The sequence below is a fragment of the Streptomyces sp. NPDC038213 genome (genome assembly GCF_055600495.1).
Genome location: NZ_JBVJYM010000018.1, coordinates 1 through 17,724, shown reverse-complemented (window position 1 = coordinate 17,724; position 17,724 = coordinate 1). Strand labels below are relative to the sequence as shown.

Here is a 17,724-nt window from a genome sequence, read left to right as displayed (position 1 = left end):
GACCCCTGCCCCCACTGCTGAACCACCGCATCCGCTTCCGAGCCGCAGCACACCGGTGCCCGGTCGCCCCTCCAGGGGGGCGCCGGGCACCGGTGCGTTCAGGCCGTTCTTCCCGGCCCCGCCGCGGGTCCGGCGGAGCTCACGGGGACTGGGGCTCCGCTTCGGCCGCCAGCGCGCGCAGCAGGGCCGCGAGCCGCGTGGTCCGGGGCCGGGCCGCAACCTCCGCCACCGCCCGCGGCAGCGCCTGGTCGACGCCGTGCACCACCGACAGGTGCCGCTCGGCGCGCCCGAAGGCCGTGTACACCCAGTCCCGCGACAGCGCGTCCGCCGCGTCCCCGGGCAGTACGGCCACCACGGCGGGCCAGCGCCCGCCCACGGCCTGGTGGGCCGTCACGGCCCAGCCGTGCCGCACGGCCGACTCCACGCGCTCCTTGGGCACGACGACCCGCTCGCCCGCGCAGTCCAGGTGCAGCCCCGCCGCGTCGGCGGACACCACCAGGCCCGGCAGCGCCCGGCCGGGGGAGGGCACGTACACGATCCGGTCCCCGGGATCGAAGCCGCCGAACCGGCCGGGGCCGGGGTTGAGCCGCTCCTTGAGGGCGGAGTTCAGCGCGCGGGTTCCGGCCGGGCCGCCGTGCCCCGGGGTGAGCACCTGGGTGTGCCGGGGCTCGATCCCGAAGGCCCGCGGCACCGAGTCGGCGACCAGCTGCACCGTCCGGTGCACGGCCTCGGCGGGCTCGCGGACCGGGACGATCACGACCTCCTTGCCGGGCGCCTCGACCCGCTCCAGCTCCCCGATCCCGATCCCCGAGACCAGCTCGCCCAGCGGGCCCGGGTCCGGGGTGCGCGAGGCGAGCTGCGGGCAGGCGCGGGAGGCCAGCACATCGGCGAACACCCGGCCCGGACCGGCCGATCCGAGCACGCCGGGATCGCCGCTGAGCACCAGCCGGGCCCCGTCGGGCACCGATTCCACCAGCGCCGCGGCGCTCTCCACGTCGAGCTGCGGGGCGTCCAGCACCACCAGCAGGTCCAGCGCGAAGGCCCCCTCGGCGTCCCGGCCGGGGCCCTCCGCCCCGGAGAGGAGCCCGGCCACGGTCACCGCCGAACCGGCCGGCACGAGGGCCGCGGCCCGGTCCCGGCCGTCGGGGGCGTGCGCCGCCACGAAGGAGCGCAGCCCCCGCGCGTGCGCCGCCGCGACCAGCGCGAGGGGTTCGGCGCGGGCGGCCTCGCCGCCGGTGTGCGCGACCAGGCCGTGCCCCGCCGCGGTGCGGATCAGCGCGGCGGCGGACGGGCCGGGGGCCGCCGCGGCGGCCTCCTCCCAGTCCGCACCGGAGTCGTCGGCGCCCGCGCCCTCCTTGCCGAAGGTGCTCAGCAGCCGGGCCAGGCCGTCCGCGAGGCTCTCCTCCGCCAGGGCGTGGTCCTCCAGCCCGATCAGGATCCGCACCGGCCCCCGGGCGCCGTCCGCCTCGTCCTCACCGTCCCCGCTGCCGTCGGCCGGGGAGCCCGCCGCCGTGGGCGGGCCGTCCAGCGGCTCCTGGAAGACCAGCGCCGTCCCCGCCGCGACCGCCGCCTCCAGCGCCGCGTCCGCGTCCGGCACGCCGTAGGGGGCGAGCGCGGCCGTCAGCACGGGCGCCTCCAGCGCGGTGTGGCCCTTGAGGGCGGCCTGCGCCAGCAGCCAGCCCACCAGCGCCGTGCCGCGGCGCTCGTCGCCGGGGCCGCACTCCGGGCCCAGCAGGGCGCGCGCGAACCCGTCGGCCTGCGCCGGGCGCACCCCGGGCACCTCGAGCAGCCGCCACGGGTCCCGGCGCAGCTCCTCGGCCGCGCCCTCGCCCAGCCGGGCGGCGGCCGCACCGGCCAGCGCCTCCGGCGCCCCGCCCGCGGCCAGTACGGCCCGCAGGGCCGCGACCAGCTCGGGCGAGGCCTGCGCGGGAGCGTGGGGCAGCGAGACGGCCGGGCGCGCCGGGGCGGGCACCGCGGACGCGGGCCGCCGCGGGGCCGGTTCCTGCCGCCCGTCGAAACTCGTAGACCCGGACCCGGACCCGGAAGCGGGACCGGAGCCGGAAGCGGGACCGGAGCCGGAAGCGGGACCGGACGGTCCGGCGCCGGAACCGCCGGGGCGGCGGGCCGGGGTGGACGGCTCGGGCGTGCGCCCGCTCTCCACGGCCCGTACGGCGGCCAGCAGATCGGCGGCCTTACCGCTCAGCTTCGCGCCCGCGTCGATCGGGGCCTCGCGCTCGGCCTTGCGCCGGGCGATCCGCTCCCGCTCCACCTTCTGCGCGGCCAGCTCGGCCTCGGCTTCGCTCCGCACGGGCGCGGCTCCGTCGCCCGCAGCCGCAGCCGCAGTCGCCGCACCGGTCCCGTCCTCCGCCCCGGAGGGCGCCTCCGAGCCGCCCTCCGAGCCCTCCTCCGGGACCGCCTCGGCGGACTCCCCGCCGGAGCCCTCCGCAAGGCCCGCGTCCGGCGCCCCGACGGCAGCCGCATCCGTCTCGGCACCCGGGTCCGTCACCTGCTCCGTACCGCCGTCCGCGTCCGTACCGGCGCCCGCGTCCGTAGCCGCGTCCGTACCGACGTCCGCGGCTGAGTCCGTGTCCGCGTCCGTACCCGAGTCCGCTCCCGTACCCGCGTCCGTGCCGGACTCCGCAGCGGTATCCGGGTCCTGCGCGACGGTCTCCGGGGCCGTCGGTGCGGCCCCGGACGCCGCCGTGTCCCGACCGGCGTCCTCGACGCCCTCGCCGCGGTCGGCGTGTTCCGTGCTCACAACGTGCTCCAGTCCTGGTCCGGGTAGCGGTGCACCGGTGCCGACACATCGTCCAGCGCCCGGCAGATCTCCTCGGGAAGACTAAGGGCCTCCACTGACAGCACCTCGGCGAGCTGGGCCGCGGTCCGCGCGCCGACGACCGGCGCGGCCACCCCCGGCCGGTCCCGCACCCACGCCAGGGCCACCTGGAGCGGGGTGACGGCGAGCCCTTGCGCGGCCGTCACCACGGCCTCGACGATCCGGCCCGCCGGCTCGTCGAGGTACGGGGCCACGAACCCGGCCAGCACCTCCGAATCCCCCCGCGACCCGGCCGGCACCCCCTCGCGGTACTTGCCCGTCAGCACCCCCCGGCCCAGCGGCGAGGAGGGCAGCAGCCCCACCCCGAGGTCCCGCGCGGCCGGCAGTACCTCCCGCTCCACGCCCCGCTGGAGCAGCGAGTACTCCATCTGCGTACCGGCCAGCCGGGTCCGCACCCCGGCTGCGGCGAGCTGCCAGGTCGCCGCCTTCGCCAGCTGCCAGCCGCTGAACCCGGCCACCCCCGCGTACCGGGCCCGGCCGCTGCTCACCGCGAGGTCCAGGGCCTGGAGCGTCTCCTCCAGCGGGGTGTGCGGATCGAAGGCGTGCACCTGCCACAGGTCCACGTGGTCGGTGCCGAGCCGGGCCAGGGAGTCGTCCAGCGCGGCCAGCAGGTGCCCGCGCGAGGCGTCGCAGCGCCGCTCCGCGTCGCGCACGCCGCCCGCCTTGGTCGAGATCACCAGGTCGCGCCGCGGCACCAGCCCGTCCAGCAGCTGCCCGAGCAGGTACTCCGCCTCCCCGCCCGCGTACACGTCCGCGGTGTCGACGAGGGTCCCGCCGGCCTCCCAGAAGGCCTTCAGCTGCTCGGCGGCCTCGCCGGCGCCCGTACCCCCCGGGCTCTGGCCCCAGGTGAGGGTGCCGAGTCCGATCCGGGACACGCGCAGGCCCGTGCGGCCGAGATGCCTCTGCTCCATGACCGCTGAGACTACTGGGGCCCTGCCGGAGCGGGCCGGGGCGCGCTAGAGTCCCCGCAGTCCTGTGTTACTGATCGGTAAACCGTCAAGGGGAGCGACCTATGCGGCTCGGCATCAATCTCGGCTACTGGGGCGCGGGCATGGACGCGGACAACCTGGCCGTCGCCCGGGAGGCCGACCGGATCGGCTACGAGGTCTGCTGGGCCGCCGAGGCCTACGGCTCCGACGCCCCGACCGTGCTGTCCTGGGTCGCCGCGCAGACCGAGCGGATCGACATCGGCTCGGCCATCATGCAGATCCCGGCCCGCCAGCCGGCCATGACGGCGATGACCGCGGCCACCCTCGACTCCCTGTCCGGCGGCCGCTTCCGCCTCGGCCTCGGGGTCTCGGGCCCGCAGGTCTCCGAGGGCTGGTACGGGGTCAAGTTCGACAAGCCCCTCGCCCGCACCCGCGAGTACGTGGAGATCGTCCGCAAGGCCATGAGCCGCGAGCGGCTCTCGTACGAGGGCGAGCACTGGACGCTGCCGCTCCCCGGCGGCCCGGGCAAGCCGATCAAGCTGACCGTCCACCCCGAGCGCCCGTACATCCCGCTCTACATCGCCGCGATCGGGCCGAAGAACCTGGAGCAGACCGGCGAGATCGCCGACGGCGCCCTGTTGATCTTCCCGGCCGCCGCACACCTGGAGGAGACCGCCCTGCGGCACATCCGTGCGGGCCGCGAGAAGGCCGGGAAGACGATGGAGGGCTTCGACGTCTGCCCCACCGTCCCCCTCGCCCTCGGCGACGACGTGGCCGCGCTCGCGGACACCTTCCGCCCGTACACCGCGCTCTACGTGGGCGGCATGGGCAGCCGCAAGCAGAACTTCTACAACCAGCTCGCCCAGCGCATGGGGTACGAGAAGGAGGCCGCCGAGATCCAGGACAAGTACCTGTCCGGGGACAAGGCGGGCGCGGCCGCGGCGGTCCCGCACCAGCTGATCGACTCCACCACCCTGCTCGGCCCGGTGGAGCGGATCGCCGACGGGATGAAGGCCTACGCGGAGGCCGGGGTCACCACTCTGACGCTCGCCCCGGCCGGGTTCACCCTCGAAGAGCGGCTGGCGGCCCTGCGGGCCGGCGTGGAGGCCCTGGAGGCGGCCGGCCTGGCATGAGCGGACCCCCGTGCACTGCACGGGGGTCCGCTGCGGGTCCGCGGCCGTGGTGGGGGCTCGGGGGTCTTCCCCGCCACGGCCGTCACAGCCAACAACGCCTCCCGGCCCCGCGGGGTTACGCGCCGCGGGGCACCGGCGTGCGGCCCGGGCGCTGTTCGAAACGTCCTTCGTTCGGCGCAGCGCCGCCGGGCACCGTTTGCCCGCCTCCCCGATCGGACCTTCACTCGACTGAGGGGGACTGAGGGGGACCGTAGGAGGTGGCATTGATGCTCTCGGCCCGAAGCCTGTTCCAGGAGATCGTCGAGGACGACGACTCCTTCCGGCTCTTCTGCTCCATCGCCGCGAGCGGCGAGTCCCAGGGAGGCTGGGAGAACGCCCGGATCGCGGCCCTCGTGCCGCCGGCCATGGCGGACATGGCCCCGAAGATCACCCGGCACGGGGCCGACGAGGACAAGCACGGCCGGATCTTCCAGGCGCTGCTGAAGAAACGCGGGCTGACTCCCGTACCGGTGCCGCCCGAGACCGACTACACGATGCTGCTGGAGGGCAGCGGCATCGGCCTCGCCCACGCCAGACTGCGCGGGGAGCAGCCGCTCACCGAGGAGGACATCGTCGTCTACCTCGCGCACAGCCGCGTCACCGAGCAGCGGGCCGCCGACCAGATGGTCATGCTCGTCAAGCACTTCGGCGACGACCCCGAGCTCGGCAGGGCCATCCGCATGATCAGCCACGACGAGGACAACCACCTCGCGTACTGCCACGAGGAGCTGCTGCGCCTCGCCCGCCAGGGCCACGGCCGGACCATCCAGCGGGTGCTGCGCGAGAGCGCCCTGACGGAGATCGCCGTCTACCGGGACGTCAGCCTCGCCGTCATGGAGCACATGGGGCGGATCCTCAAGTGGCCCGCGGCGAAGGCCGCGACCCTGCGCGCGGGCATCCGCGGCGCCTACGCGTACGAGCGGTTCGCCGGCTGGCACAAGGCGGTCGGCCTGACCATGCCGGAGCGGCGCAATGCGCTCGGCGGGCCGGTCGCGGCGGCACCCGGGTTCGCCTGACCGCCGGGCGGCGGGGGCCGCAGCGGTGCGGGCGGGCCTACGGGAGCCCGTACCGCCGCGGCTCCCGTACCGCTGCACGGCCGTCCCCGGCCCTCAGAGCCAGCCGCGCCGCCGGAACATCCGGTACAGGCCCAGCACCGCGCCGGCCATCACCAGCAGCGCCGCCGGGTAGCCCCACCACTGCCGCAGCTCCGGCATGTCCTCGAAGTTCATGCCGTAGACCCCGGCGACCATCGTCGGCACCGCCGCCATGGCCGCGAACGCCGAGATCTTGCGCATGTCGTCGTTCTGCCGCACGCCCGTCTGCGCCAGGTGCGCGGACAGGGCGTCCGACAGCAGCCGGTCCAGCCCCTCCACGTACTCGTTGGCCTTCGCCAGGTGGTCGGCCACGTCCCGGAAGAAGGGGCGCGCACCGTCGTGGACGAAGGGCACGCCCGCCCCCGCCAGCCGGGCCATCGGCAGCACCAGCGGATTGCTCGCCCGCCGGAACTCCAGCACCTGCCGCTTGAACCCGTAGATCCGCGCGGCCGTGTTCCGCGCACCCGGCGAACCGGGGGAGCCCGGGGCGAACACCTCGGCCTCCAGCTCCTCCAGGTCCGACTGCAGTTCGCCCGCCACGACGATGTACTGGTCCACCACCGCGTCGCTCACCGCGTACAGCACCGCCGTCGGGCCCTGCCGCAGCACCCCCTGCGCGGAGGGGTCCTGCTCCAGCCGCCGCCGGACCGCCCCCAGCGGGGCCCCGTCCCCGTGCCGCACGGTCACCACGAAGGCGTCGCCGACGAAGACCATCAGCTCCCCGGCCGCCACCGTGTCCGTGGACTCGTCGTAGACCACCGGCTTGAGGACCACGAACAACGAGTCGTCGTACACCTCCAGTTTGGGCCGCTGGTGCGCGGCCAGCGCGTCCTCCACGGCCAGCGGGTGCAGCCCGAACTCGCTGCTGACGAGCTCGAACTCCTTCTCCGTCGGCTCGTGCATGCCGATCCACAGGAACGCGTCCCCCTCGGCCCGGGCCTGTGCCAGGGCGTCCGAGAAGTCCGCGGGCCCCGGAACCCGGGCGCCGTTGCGGTACATCGCGCAGTCCACAATCACGCCGCGCATTGTCCTCCGTCCACAGCCCCGCCGCATCCGCGCGCCACCGCCTACGCTGGTCCCCATGGCCACGCTGATCCTCGTACGGCACGGGCGGTCCACCGCCAACACCGCAGGGCTGCTCGCCGGATGGACCCCCGGCGTCTCCCTCGACGACCACGGCGCGGCGCAGGCCGCGGCCCTGCCCGGGCGGCTCGCCGGGCTGCCGCTGGCCGCCGCCGTCTCCAGCCCGCTGGAGCGCTGCGCGCAGACCCTCGCCCCGCTCCTGGCCGCCCGCCCGGAGCTGCCCCTGCACACCGACGAGCGGATCGGCGAGTGCCACTACGGGGACTGGTCCGGCCGCAAGCTCTCCGAACTGGCCGGGGAGCCCCTCATGGAGGTGGTCCAGCAACACCCCTCGGCGGCCGCCTTCCCCGGCGGCGAGTCCCTGCGCGCCATGCAGCAGCGCGCGGTGGAGGCCGTCCGGGACTGGAACGCCCGCATCGAGGAGGAGCACGGCCCCGACGCGGTCTACGTGATGTGCTCCCACGGCGACATCATCAAGTCCCTCGTCGCCGACGCCCTCGGCATGCACCTGGACCTCTTCCAGCGCGTGTCCGTCGAACCCTGCTCGGTCACCGCCGTGCGCTACACCCGCCTGAGGCCCTTCCTGTTGCGCCTCGGGGACACCGGCGACCTCGCCTCCCTGGCACCCCGCGGCGGAGCCCCGGCCGGCACCGCCCCGGACAATGGCGGCAACGCGGTCGTAGGGGGCGCTGCGGGCGCCGGGTGATCCAACGGCGCAGTAGGGTTGGAGGCGCCCGACACCGGCCCGCCCCGCAGCCGGAGCCGCGCCGTACTTCCCCCGACCCGCCCGCCCGCAGCCGAAACCACCCTGGAGACTGGACGTGTCCCGTCAGGTGTTCCTCTACGACCCGCCGGACCGCTTCGTAGCCGGTACGGTCGGCCTGCCCGGGCGCCGGACGTTCTTCCTCCAGGCCTCCTCGGGCACCCGCGTCACCAGCGTCTCGCTGGAGAAGACCCAGGTGGCCGCGCTCGCCGAGCGGATGGACGAACTGCTCGACGAGGTGGTCAGGCGCACCGGGGGCAACGCCCCCGTACCGGCCTTCGCCACCCCCGAGGCCGCGGACACCGCCCCCCTCGACGTCCCCGTGGACGAGGAGTTCCGGGTGGGCACGATGGCCCTGGCCTGGGACGGCGAGCAGCAGCGCATGATCGTCGAGGCGCAGGCCCTGGTCGAGCTGGACGCCGAGTCCGAGGAGGACCTCGCCGAGGCCGAGGAGCGGCTGCTCCAGGACGAGGAGAACGGCCCGCCGATGCTCCGGGTCCGCCTCACGGGCTCCCAGGCCCGCGCCTTCGCCAAGCGCGCCCTCGACGTGGTCAACGCGGGCCGGCCGCCCTGCCCCCTGTGCAGCCTCCCGCTGGACCCCGAGGGGCACGTGTGCCCCCGCCAGAACGGCTACCGCCGCGGAGCATGACCGTGGACGCTGAATCAGGGACGGGAGCCGCCGCCGGAGCAGTCGCCGGGGCGGCGGGTGCCGTGGGTGCCGCGGGTGCTGCCGAGATCCAGGAGATCGAGGAGCTGCTGCGCCGCGGCGGGCTGACCGTCCGCGGCCGGATCCGCGAGGCCTCGAACGCCGTGCTCTTCTGCACCGCCGAGCTCGACGGCCGCAGCACCGACTGCGTCTACAAGCCCGTCGCGGGGGAGCGCCCGCTGTGGGACTTCCCCGACGGCAACCTCGCCCGCCGCGAGGTCGCCGCGTACGAGCTCTCCCGCGCCGGCGGCTGGGACCTCATCCCGCCCACCGTGCTCCGCGAGGGCCCGTACGGCGAGGGCATGGTCCAGCAGTGGATCGAGCCCGCAGCAGAGCCCGCGGCCGAGCCGGAAGCCGGCCCCGCCACCGTGCTGCCCGGCCCCGCCACCGTGCTGCCCGGCCCCGCCACCGTGCTGCCCGGCCCCGCCGCCGGGCTCCTCGCCCTCGTCGACGGCGAGGAGGCCGGGGAGGGCTGGCGCGCGATCGGCTTCGCCGAGGTCGGCGAGGGCCGCACCGCCCTCCTCGTCCACGCCGACGACCCCCGGCTGCGCCGCCTCGCCGTCCTCGACGCCGTGATCAACAACGGCGACCGCAAGGGCGGCCACCTCCTCACTGCTCCCGGCGGCCGCCTCTACGGCATCGACCACGGGGTCACCTTCCACACCGACGACAAGCTGCGCACCCTCCTGTGGGGCTGGGCCGGCGAACCCCTCACCGCCGAGGCCGCCGCCACCCTGACCGCCCTCGCCGCCGCCCTGGCCGAAGGCACCCCCCTCGCCACCCGCCTGGCCGAACTGATCACCCCGGCCGAGCTGGCCGCCGTACGCGACCGGGTGGCTCAGCTGCTGCGCACGGGCCGCCATCCGCAGCCCTCCGGACAGTGGCCCGCGATCCCCTGGCCCCCCGTCTGACGTGCACCGGGGCCCCGCCCGGGCCCCCTGCACACCCGCAGGACGACCGCAAGAGAGCAGTTCCGGTCATCAGTGCCGGTCCGGTTCGATTCCGGAACATCCGTCCGGTTAGGCTCATGACATGCATGCCTGGCCCGCTTCTGAGGTTCCCGCCCTGCCCGGCAAGGGCCGCGACCTCCGGATCCACGACACCGCGACCCGGGGGACGATCACCCTCGCCCCGGGTCCCGTCGCCCGCCTCTACGTCTGCGGGATCACCCCGTACGACGCGACCCACATCGGTCACGCGGCGACCTACAACGCGTTCGACCTCGTGCAACGCGTGTGGCTCGACACCAAGCGTCAGGTTCACTACGTCCAGAACGTGACCGACGTCGACGACCCGCTGCTGGAGCGGGCCCTGCGCGACGGACACGACTGGACCGAGCTCGCCGAGCGCGAGACCGCCCTGTTCCGCGAGGACATGACCGCCCTGCGGATGCTCCCCCCGCAGCACTACATCGGCGCCGTCGAGGCCATACCCGGCATCGTGCCGCTCGTCGAGAGGCTCCGCGACGCGGGCGCCGCCTACGAGCTCGAAGGCGACGTCTACTTCTCCATCGGATCCGACCCGAACTTCGGCAAGGTCTCCGGCCTGGACGCCGAGGCGATGCGCCTGCTGTCCGCCGAGCGCGGCGGCGACCCGGACCGCCCCGGCAAGAAGAACCCCCTCGACCCGATGCTGTGGATGGCCGCCCGCGAGGGCGAGCCCAGCTGGGACGGGGGCTCCCTGGGCCGCGGCCGCCCCGGCTGGCACATCGAGTGCGTGGCCATCGCCCTGGACCACCTGGGCATGGGCTTCGACATCCAGGGGGGCGGATCCGACCTGGCCTTCCCGCACCACGAGATGGGCGCCTCCCACGCCCAGGTGCTGACCGGCGAGTTCCCCATGGCCAAGGCGTACGTCCACGCCGGCATGGTCGCCCTGCACGGCGAGAAGATGTCGAAGTCCAAGGGCAACCTGGTCTTCGTCTCCGCCCTGCGCCGCGCCGGGACCGACCCCGCCGCCATCCGCCTCGCCCTGCTGTCCCACCACTACCGGGCCGACTGGGAGTGGACCGACGAGGTCCTGGAGACCGCCGTCCGGCGGCTCGCCCACTGGCGCGCGGCCGTCTCCCGGCCCGACGGGCCCTCCGCGGACGCCCTCGTCGAGGAGGTGCGCGCCGCCCTCGCCGACGACCTCGACGCGCCCGCCGCCCTGGCCGCGGTCGACCGCTGGGCCGCGCTCCAGGAGTCCGGGGGCGGTACGGACGAGTCCGCGCCCGGACTGGTCTCCCGTACCGTCGACGCCCTCCTCGGCGTCGCCCTGTAGCAGTCCCCGCCCGGACGCGGACCGACCGCGTCCGGGCAGCGCGAAGGGGCCGGCACCCGGTGCCGGCCCCTTCCGCGTACCGCGCCGCAGGGGCGCGCGGCCCCGCTCAGCCCTCGGGGCCCTCCTCCTCGCCGGCGGCGCTGCCGCCGCCGCGCTCCTCGCCGCCGCCCGGCGGCTCCTGGCCCTCCGGGGCGCTGCCGCCCGGCCGGCCCAGCCGCGGCGGCCGCGGCCGCCCGCCCGAGGTGTCGCGCAGGTACGTGCCGTCCCCGCCGTCCGTGGCCAGCCCCGGACCGCCGTCCCGGCGCCGCAGGTACCGCTCGAACTCCCTCGCGATGGCCTCGCCCGAGGCCTCCGGCAGGTCCGCGGTGTCCCGGGCCTCCTCCAGCGTCTGGACGTACTCCGCCACCTCGCTGTCCTCGGCGGCCAGTTGGTCCACGCCCAGCTGCCAGGCGCGCGCGTCCTCCGGGAGCTCGCCCAGCGGGATCCGCAGGTCGATCAGGTCCTCCAGGCGGTTCAGCAGCGCCAGGGTCGCCTTCGGGTTCGGCGGCTGTGACACGTAGTGCGGCACCGCCGCCCACAGGGACACGGCCGGCACCCCGGCGTGCGTGCAGGCCTCCTGGAGGATGCCCACGATCCCCGTGGGCCCCTCGTACCGGGTCTCCTCCAGGTCCAGGGTCCGGGCCAGGTCCGGGTCCGAGGTCACCCCGCTGACCGGCACCGGCCGCGTGTGCGGGGTGTCGCCGAGGAGCGCTCCCAGGATGACGACCATCTCCACCCCGAGCTCGTGCGCGAACCCGAGGATCTCGTTGCAGAACGACCGCCACCGCATGGACGGTTCGATCCCGCGGACCAGCACGAGGTCGCGCGGCTTGGCACCGCCGATGCGGACCACGGACAGCCGCGTGGTGGGCCAGGTGATCTTCCGCACGCCGCCGTCCAGCCACACCGTGGGGCGGTTGACCTGGAAGTCGTAGTAGTCCTCGGCGTCCAGAGCCGCGAAGACCTCGCCCTTCCACTCCCGGTCCAGGTGCGCGACCGCGCCGGAGGCCGCGTCACCCGCGTCGTTCCAGCCCTCGAACGCGGCCACCATGACCGGGTCGATCAGCTCGGGCACGCCCTCAAGCTCGATCACCCAGGTCTCCTTCCGAAGTTCCCTTGCCTTTACCGGGGCCAGCCTACGGCTTGGATCCACCACCGCCACAGCGTGCGGAAAATGCCCTCTACGCGCAGCGCGAAGGGGCGGCCCCGCACGGGACCGCCCCTTCACCGCCTGCACGGCCCCGTGGTGGAAGCCGTACCCGCGACGGGCACTTCTCAGGCCTTGCGGCCCAGCATCTCCTCGACGCGCGACCGGACCGCGTCCGTGTCCAGGCCGCGGATCGTCACCGTCGTACGGCGGCGCAGCACGTCGTCCGCGGTCTGCGCCCACTCGTGGTCGCGGGCGTAGGCGACCTGCGCCCAGATCTCCGGGCCGTCCTCGTGGATGCGCTCGCCCAGCGCCGGGTCCTCGTTGACGAGCCGCGCGATGTCGAAGGCCAGCGAACCGTAGTGGGTCGCCAGGTGCCGGGCGGTCAGCGGGTCCATGCGCGTACCGGGCTCGCGGTCCACCAGCAGGCGGTGCGCCACGGCGTTCGGGTTGGCGACACCGGGCAGAGGCACCCGGCGGACCAGGGACTTGACCGGCTCCATGTCCTCGGTGAGCGGGCTGCCGGGCAGCTTGGCCAGCTTGTCCATGACGACCCGGCCGATGTGCCGGTAGGTCGTCCACTTGCCGCCCGCGACCGACAGCATCCCGCCGCGGCCCTCGGTGACGACCGTCTCGCGCTTGGCCTTGGCCACGTCCCCGGGGCCGCCGGGCAGCACCCGCAGGCCCGCGAAGGCGTACGTCATCAGGGAGCGGTCCAGGTCGGTGTCCTTGATGGAGAACGCCGCCTCGTCCAGGATCTGCTGGATGTCGGCCTCGGTGGCCCGCACGTCCGCCGGGTCGCCCTCGTACTGCGTGTCCGTGGTGCCCAGCAGCAGCTGGTCCTCCCACGGCAGCGCGAAGGTGATGCGGTACTTGTCGATCGGGGTGGCCATGGCGGCCTTCCAGGGGGACTTGCGCTTCATCACGATGTGCGCGCCCTTGGAGAGCCGGATCGACGGGGCCACGTGCTTGTCCTCCATGCGCCGCAGGTGGTCCACCCACGGGCCGGTGGCGTTGAGCACGACCCGCGCGCTGACCCCGAACTCGCTGCCGTCCAGGCGGTCGCGCAGCTCGGCGCCCGAGACCCGGCCCTGCGTGGTGCGCAGGCCCGTCACCTCGGCGTGGTTGAGGACCACGGCGCCCGCCTCGACGGCCGCGCGGACCGTCATGACGGCCACGCGGGAGTCGTTCATCTGGTGGTCGTAGTAGACCGCGACGGCCTTCAGGTCGTCCGTCTTCAGACCGGGGTTGTCGGCGGCGGCACGGGCCGGGGATATGACCTTGCCCATGCCGTCGCCGAAGGCCGAGAGGGCGGAGTAGGCGAAGACGCCCGCGCCCAGCTTGGCCGCACCCACCGGACCGCCCTTGTAGACCGGCAGGTAGAACGTGAGCGGGTTGACCAGGTGCGGGGCCACGTCCTTGGCCAGCACCCGCCGCTCGTGGTGGTTCTCGGCGACCAGCTTGACCGCGCCGGTCTGCAGGTAGCGCAGACCGCCGTGGACCAGCTTGGAGGAGGCCGAGGAGGTGGCGCCGGCGAAGTCGCCGGCGTCCACCATGGCGACCCGCAGGCCCGACTGCGCGGCGTGCCAGGCCACCGAGGTGCCCAGGATTCCGCCGCCGATCACCAGCAGGTCGTAGGTGGCCTTCGCCAGCTGCTCCCTGGTCTCGGCGCGGCTCGCCGTGGAACCGGCGGTCGGGTGCGTGCCCAGGGCGGGCACGCTCTGCAGGCTGCTCATTGTTAGCTCCTCGTCAGCTGTCAGTGATCGACGTGTGCATCAGCCGGCCGGGGTCAGCTGACGTCCTCGTCGTCGATCCAGCCCATGGTCCGCTCGACGGCCTTGAGCCAGTTCTTGTACTCGCGGTCCCGCTGGTCGGCGGGCATCCGCGGGGTCCACTCGGCGGCCCGGCGCCAGTTCGCGCGCAGCGCGTCCGTGTCGGGCCAGAAGCCGACGGCCAGGCCGGCGGCGTAGGCGGCGCCGAGGCAGGTGGTCTCGGCGACCATCGGGCGCACCACGGGGGCGTCCAGGAAGTCCGAGAGGGTCTGCATCAGCAGGTTGTTGGAGGTCATACCACCGTCGACCTTGAGGGCCGCCAGTTCGACGCCGGAGTCCTTGGTCATGGCGTCGGTGATCTCGCGGGTCTGCCAGGCGGTGGCCTCCAGCACGGCACGGGCGATGTGCGCCTTGGTGACGTAGCGGGTGAGGCCGGCGATCACACCGCGGGCGTCGGAGCGCCAGTACGGGGCGAACAGGCCGGAGAAGGCGGGGACGAAGTACGCGCCGCCGTTGTCCTCGACCGAGGAGGCCAGGGTCTCGATCTCGGCCGCGGACTTGATCAGGCCCATCTGGTCGCGCATCCACTGGACGAGCGAGCCGGTGACGGCGATCGAGCCCTCGAGGGCGTAGACCGGCTTGGCGTCGCCGATCTGGTAGCCGACCGTAGTGAGCAGGCCGCTGTACGAGTTGATGATCTTGTCGCCGGTGTTCATCAGCATGAACGTGCCGGTGCCGTACGTGGACTTGGCCTCGCCCTCGGCGAAACAGGTCTGGCCGAACAGGGCGGCCTGCTGGTCGCCCAGCGCCGAGGCGACCGGGACGCCCGCGAGGACCCCGTCCGCGACCGCGCCGTAGACCTCGGCGGAGGAGCGGATCTCGGGCAGCACCGCCGCCGGGATCTCCATCGACTGCAGGATGCGCTCGTCCCAGGCCAGCTCGTGGAGGTTCATGAGCATGGTGCGGGAGGCGTTGGTGACGTCGGTGACGTGGCGGCCGCCGTTGACACCACCGGTGAGGTTCCAGATGACCCAGGTGTCCATGGTGCCGAAGAGGATGTCCCCGGCCTCGGCGCGCTCGCGCAGGCCCTCGACGTTGTCGAGCAGCCAGCGGACCTTCGGGCCGGAGAAGTAGCTCGCCAGCGGCAGGCCGGTCTCGCGGCGGAAGCGGTCCTGGCCGACGTTGCGGCCGAGCTCCTTGCACAGCCCGTCGGTACGGGTGTCCTGCCACACGAGCGCGTTGTGCACCGGCTCGCCGGTGTTCTTGTCCCACAGGACCGTGGTCTCGCGCTGGTTGGTGATGCCGACCGCCTTGACGTCGGCGGCGGTGATCTCGGCCTTCGCGATGGCCCCGGCGACGACCTCCTGGACGTTCGCCCAGATCTCGGTCGCGTCGTGCTCGACCCAGCCCGGCTTCGGGAAGATCTGCTCGTGCTCCTTCTGGTCCACGGAGACGATGCGGCCGTCGCGGTCGAAGACGATGCAGCGCGAGGAGGTGGTGCCCTGGTCGATCGCGGCGATGAAGGGCCCGGTGCTGGTGGTCATGGAGTCTGCTCCTGGCAAGTCGGTAGGTGCGAGTCTGGAGAGTCAGTCAGCGAATCTGAATCAGGCGAACGCGAGGTTGTACAGACCGCCGGCGAGCAGGGCACCCGCGAGCGGGCCCACCACCGGGATCCAGGAGTAGCCCCAGTCGGAGCCGCCCTTGTTCGGCAGGGGCAGCAGGGCGTGGACGATGCGCGGACCGAGGTCGCGGACCGGGTTGATCGCGTAGCCGGTCGGGCCGCCCAGCGAGAGGCCGATGCCGACGACCACGAAGGAGGTGATCAGGACGCCGATGACGCCCAGGCCCTTGCCGCCGTCCTGGAGGCCCTGGGTGAGGATCGCGAGCACGAGCACCGCGGTGCCGATGATCTCGGTGGCCAGGTTCTGCACCGTGTTGCGGATCTCGGGGCCCGTGGAGAAGATCCCGAGCACCGGGCCCGCGGGCTGCGTGAGGTCGGGCTTCAGCTCCGGGTCCGTCAGGTGCGCCCGGAACTGCCCGTAGTACGTGATCCACATCAGGACGGCGCCGATCATGGCGCCGAGGAGCTGGCCGGCGAAGTAGACCCCGGTGTTCCCCCAGTCGCCGTCCTTGACCGCGATGCCGACGGTGACGGCCGGGTTCAGGTGGGCCCCGGAGAGCGGGGCGGACACGTACGCGGCGATCAGCACGGCGAAGCCCCACCCGAAGGTGATGGCGAGCCAGCCCGCGCCGCGGGCCTTGGAGCTCTTGAGGGTCAGCGCCGCGCAGACGCCTCCGCCGAGCAGGGTGAGCAGGGCGGTACCGATGGTCTCGCCGATGAAGATGTCGGAGGTGGACACCCGCGACTCCTTTGTCCTACGTCCAGGGGGTGAGCGGACGGCCGGGTCCCGTCCGGCGGTCCGCGCACTCGGTGAGTGCGATATCGGCCCTTGGCTCTGCCACACCCTAACGCGTATTGCCGGTAGGTGTTCGACAATGCCGACCGATGAACGGCAGTTTTCCGCCCGGGTGAAGACGGCGTCAAGAGTTCGAAGGGGCCGAATGTCGGATCGTTACCACTGGGTAATAGGGTGCAAACCGGACGGAAGACGGACAGGATCACGCCACGCGGGCCCGCCGGGACCCTCGTCGCGCCCCCCGCAGGGCGCGAAAAAAGGGGTGTGACGTCCGCGACGCCACACCCCCGCACCAGGGCCCGTACGAGCCCTCAGAAGCGGCCCGCCCCCAGGTCCCGGGACACCGCCCGCGCACAGTCCCGCACGGACGCCACCAGCTCCGGGCGCACCTCCCCGGCCGGCCCGCACACCCGCTCCACCGCGCCCGCCACCGCGACCGCGCCCACCGGCATCCGCCGCCGGTCGTGGATCGGGGCGGCCACCGAGGCCAGCCCCTCCCAGGTCTCCTCCACGTCCGCGGCCCAGCCGCGGGCCCGGGTCAGGTCGAGGACCCCCTCGAAACCGGCCAGGTCCGTCACCGTGGCCGGGGTGAAGGCCTTGCGCTCCGCCTCCACCGCCTCGCTGTGCGCCACCGGGTCGAAGGCGGACAGCACCTTGCCCAGCGCCGTGGAGTGCAGCGGCTGCATGGCCCCCACCTCCAGCACCTGCCGGCTGTCGTCCGGCCGGAACACGTGGTGCATGATCAGCACGCCCTGCTGGTGCAGGACCCCCACGTACACGCTCTCGCCGCTGGCCCGGGCCAGGTCGTCCGTCCACACCAGGGCGCGGGCCCGCAGCTCGTGCACGTCCAGGTAGCTGTTGCCCAGCCGCAGCAGCTCGGCGCCCAGCTGGTAGCGGCCCGAGGCCGCGTCCTGCTCCACGAAGCCCTCCGCCTGGAGGGTGCGGAGGATCCCGTGGGCCGTGCCCTTGGCCAGGCCCAGCGAGGAGGCGATGTCGGACAGGCCCAGCCGGCGCTCACCCCCGGCGAGCAGACGCAGCATCGCAGCAGCCCTTTCGAGCGACTGGATGTTCCGTGCCATCGCGCAGCCTCCTGTGCTTGCCGGCGCCGCCTGCTCTGGTGACGGCGTACCGGACGTGGTTCGACAATGACGAACACTATCGGTCCATGCCGACCTCATGTGCGGTCCGGCAAAGTCTGTCAAGACGGCGTCGATCCAGCCACCCCCGGACCGGCACCGGATCCCGAGTTGCCAAGGTGGCCGTCCGGTGCGTGGGACGCCTTCCCCCGCCCGGCACCTGCACGGTTACCCTGACGACGTGCGCCTCGACACAGTGGCGCAAAGCCGACAGCCGTCGCATCCCAGGGAGTACTCCATGGCCTCGTTGCCGAACCCGCCCGCAGACACCCAGACCCGGGCCGATGCCCTGCGCGAGGCGCTGGCCTCGCGTGTGGTGGTGGCCGACGGGGCGATGGGGACCATGCTCCAGGCGCAGGACCCCTCGT

General features: G+C 74.0%; 14 protein-coding genes. 6 read left to right on the top strand and 8 right to left on the bottom strand.

Annotation, left to right across the window (positions count from 1 at the left end; all coding sequences use genetic code 11):
• Positions 1-139: 139 nt before the first annotated feature.
• Positions 140-2,758, bottom strand: coding sequence for a helix-hairpin-helix domain-containing protein (locus ACZ7JZ_RS23035; RefSeq protein WP_470942260.1), 2,619 nt, complete (start codon positions 2,756-2,758; stop codon positions 140-142).
• Entirely contained in the window at positions 2,755-3,747 is a 993-nt protein-coding gene (locus tag ACZ7JZ_RS23030) for an aldo/keto reductase (RefSeq protein ID WP_470942257.1), read from the bottom strand. Before ACZ7JZ_RS23030 ends, ACZ7JZ_RS23035 begins: the two co-directional genes overlap by 4 nt.
• Positions 3,748-3,848: 101 nt before the next feature.
• Here ACZ7JZ_RS23030 and ACZ7JZ_RS23025 point away from each other — a divergent pair, with 101 nt between their 5' ends.
• Both ACZ7JZ_RS23025 and ACZ7JZ_RS23020 read left to right on the top strand, forming a co-directional pair.
• Positions 3,849-4,898 carry an LLM class F420-dependent oxidoreductase gene (locus ACZ7JZ_RS23025; RefSeq protein ID WP_470942254.1) on the top strand — a complete coding sequence of 350 codons (1,050 nt, stop codon included), beginning with the start codon at positions 3,849-3,851 and terminating at the stop codon, positions 4,896-4,898.
• A 266-nt stretch (positions 4,899-5,164) separates the two neighbouring features.
• The gene (locus tag ACZ7JZ_RS23020) at positions 5,165-5,953 is read left to right on the top strand and encodes a ferritin-like domain-containing protein (protein ID WP_470942251.1); all 789 of its coding nucleotides are present in this window, start codon (positions 5,165-5,167) and stop codon (positions 5,951-5,953) included.
• Between the two features lie 93 nt (positions 5,954-6,046).
• On the opposite strand, the gene ACZ7JZ_RS23015 is transcribed toward ACZ7JZ_RS23020, so the two are convergent.
• On the bottom strand, positions 6,047-7,057 hold the full coding sequence (locus ACZ7JZ_RS23015; RefSeq protein ID WP_470942248.1) for a magnesium and cobalt transport protein CorA: 1,011 nt from the start codon (positions 7,055-7,057) through the stop codon (positions 6,047-6,049).
• Positions 7,058-7,112: 55 nt separating this feature from the next.
• Between ACZ7JZ_RS23015 and ACZ7JZ_RS23010 the strand changes: the two genes are divergently transcribed.
• From ACZ7JZ_RS23010 to mshC, 4 genes are all read left to right on the top strand, one after another.
• On the top strand, positions 7,113-7,820 hold the full coding sequence (locus ACZ7JZ_RS23010) for a histidine phosphatase family protein (protein ID WP_470942245.1): 708 nt from the start codon (positions 7,113-7,115) through the stop codon (positions 7,818-7,820).
• A 115-nt stretch (positions 7,821-7,935) separates the two neighbouring features.
• On the top strand, positions 7,936-8,526 hold the full coding sequence (locus ACZ7JZ_RS23005) for a DUF3090 domain-containing protein (protein WP_470942241.1): 591 nt from the start codon (positions 7,936-7,938) through the stop codon (positions 8,524-8,526).
• Complete coding sequence (locus tag ACZ7JZ_RS23000) at positions 8,490-9,494, top strand: SCO1664 family protein (protein ID WP_470942238.1); 1,005 nt, start codon at positions 8,490-8,492, stop codon at positions 9,492-9,494. Before ACZ7JZ_RS23005 ends, ACZ7JZ_RS23000 begins: the two co-directional genes overlap by 37 nt.
• Positions 9,495-9,615: 121 nt before the next feature.
• Complete coding sequence (mshC, locus tag ACZ7JZ_RS22995) at positions 9,616-10,845, top strand: cysteine--1-D-myo-inosityl 2-amino-2-deoxy-alpha-D-glucopyranoside ligase (RefSeq protein WP_470942235.1); 1,230 nt, start codon at positions 9,616-9,618, stop codon at positions 10,843-10,845.
• Between the two features lie 106 nt (positions 10,846-10,951).
• On the opposite strand, the gene ACZ7JZ_RS22990 is transcribed toward mshC, so the two are convergent.
• From ACZ7JZ_RS22990 to ACZ7JZ_RS22970, 5 genes are all read right to left on the bottom strand, one after another.
• Positions 10,952-11,977 (bottom strand): PAC2 family protein, encoded by a 1,026-nt coding sequence (locus ACZ7JZ_RS22990; protein WP_470942233.1) that lies wholly within the window; start codon positions 11,975-11,977, stop codon positions 10,952-10,954.
• Between the two features lie 182 nt (positions 11,978-12,159).
• On the bottom strand, positions 12,160-13,767 hold the full coding sequence (locus tag ACZ7JZ_RS22985) for a glycerol-3-phosphate dehydrogenase/oxidase (RefSeq protein WP_470942230.1): 1,608 nt from the start codon (positions 13,765-13,767) through the stop codon (positions 12,160-12,162).
• Between the two features lie 53 nt (positions 13,768-13,820).
• Entirely contained in the window at positions 13,821-15,347 is a 1,527-nt protein-coding gene (gene glpK / locus ACZ7JZ_RS22980) for a glycerol kinase GlpK (protein WP_470942227.1), read from the bottom strand.
• Between the two features lie 60 nt (positions 15,348-15,407).
• Positions 15,408-16,163 carry an MIP/aquaporin family protein gene (locus tag ACZ7JZ_RS22975; protein ID WP_470942224.1) on the bottom strand — a complete coding sequence of 252 codons (756 nt, stop codon included), beginning with the start codon at positions 16,161-16,163 and terminating at the stop codon, positions 15,408-15,410.
• A gap of 368 nt (positions 16,164-16,531) precedes the next feature.
• Positions 16,532-17,299, bottom strand: a complete 768-nt coding sequence (locus ACZ7JZ_RS22970) for an IclR family transcriptional regulator (protein ID WP_470942221.1) — start codon at positions 17,297-17,299, stop codon at positions 16,532-16,534.
• Between the last annotated feature and the right edge of the window lie 425 nt (positions 17,300-17,724).

Coding starts and splice junctions, on each gene's coding strand:
- ACZ7JZ_RS23030 (WP_470942257.1), bottom strand. CDS start 3,747: ATGGAGCAGAGGCATCTCGGCCGCACGGGCCTGCGCGTGTCCCGGATC.
- ACZ7JZ_RS23025 (WP_470942254.1), top strand. CDS start 3,849: ATGCGGCTCGGCATCAATCTCGGCTACTGGGGCGCGGGCATGGACGCG.
- ACZ7JZ_RS23020 (WP_470942251.1), top strand. CDS start 5,165: ATGCTCTCGGCCCGAAGCCTGTTCCAGGAGATCGTCGAGGACGACGAC.
- ACZ7JZ_RS23015 (WP_470942248.1), bottom strand. CDS start 7,057: ATGCGCGGCGTGATTGTGGACTGCGCGATGTACCGCAACGGCGCCCGG.
- ACZ7JZ_RS23010 (WP_470942245.1), top strand. CDS start 7,113: ATGGCCACGCTGATCCTCGTACGGCACGGGCGGTCCACCGCCAACACC.
- mshC (WP_470942235.1), top strand. CDS start 9,616: ATGCATGCCTGGCCCGCTTCTGAGGTTCCCGCCCTGCCCGGCAAGGGC.
- ACZ7JZ_RS22985 (WP_470942230.1), bottom strand. CDS start 13,767: ATGAGCAGCCTGCAGAGCGTGCCCGCCCTGGGCACGCACCCGACCGCC.
- glpK (WP_470942227.1), bottom strand. CDS start 15,347: ATGACCACCAGCACCGGGCCCTTCATCGCCGCGATCGACCAGGGCACC.
- ACZ7JZ_RS22970 (WP_470942221.1), bottom strand. CDS start 17,299: ATGGCACGGAACATCCAGTCGCTCGAAAGGGCTGCTGCGATGCTGCGT.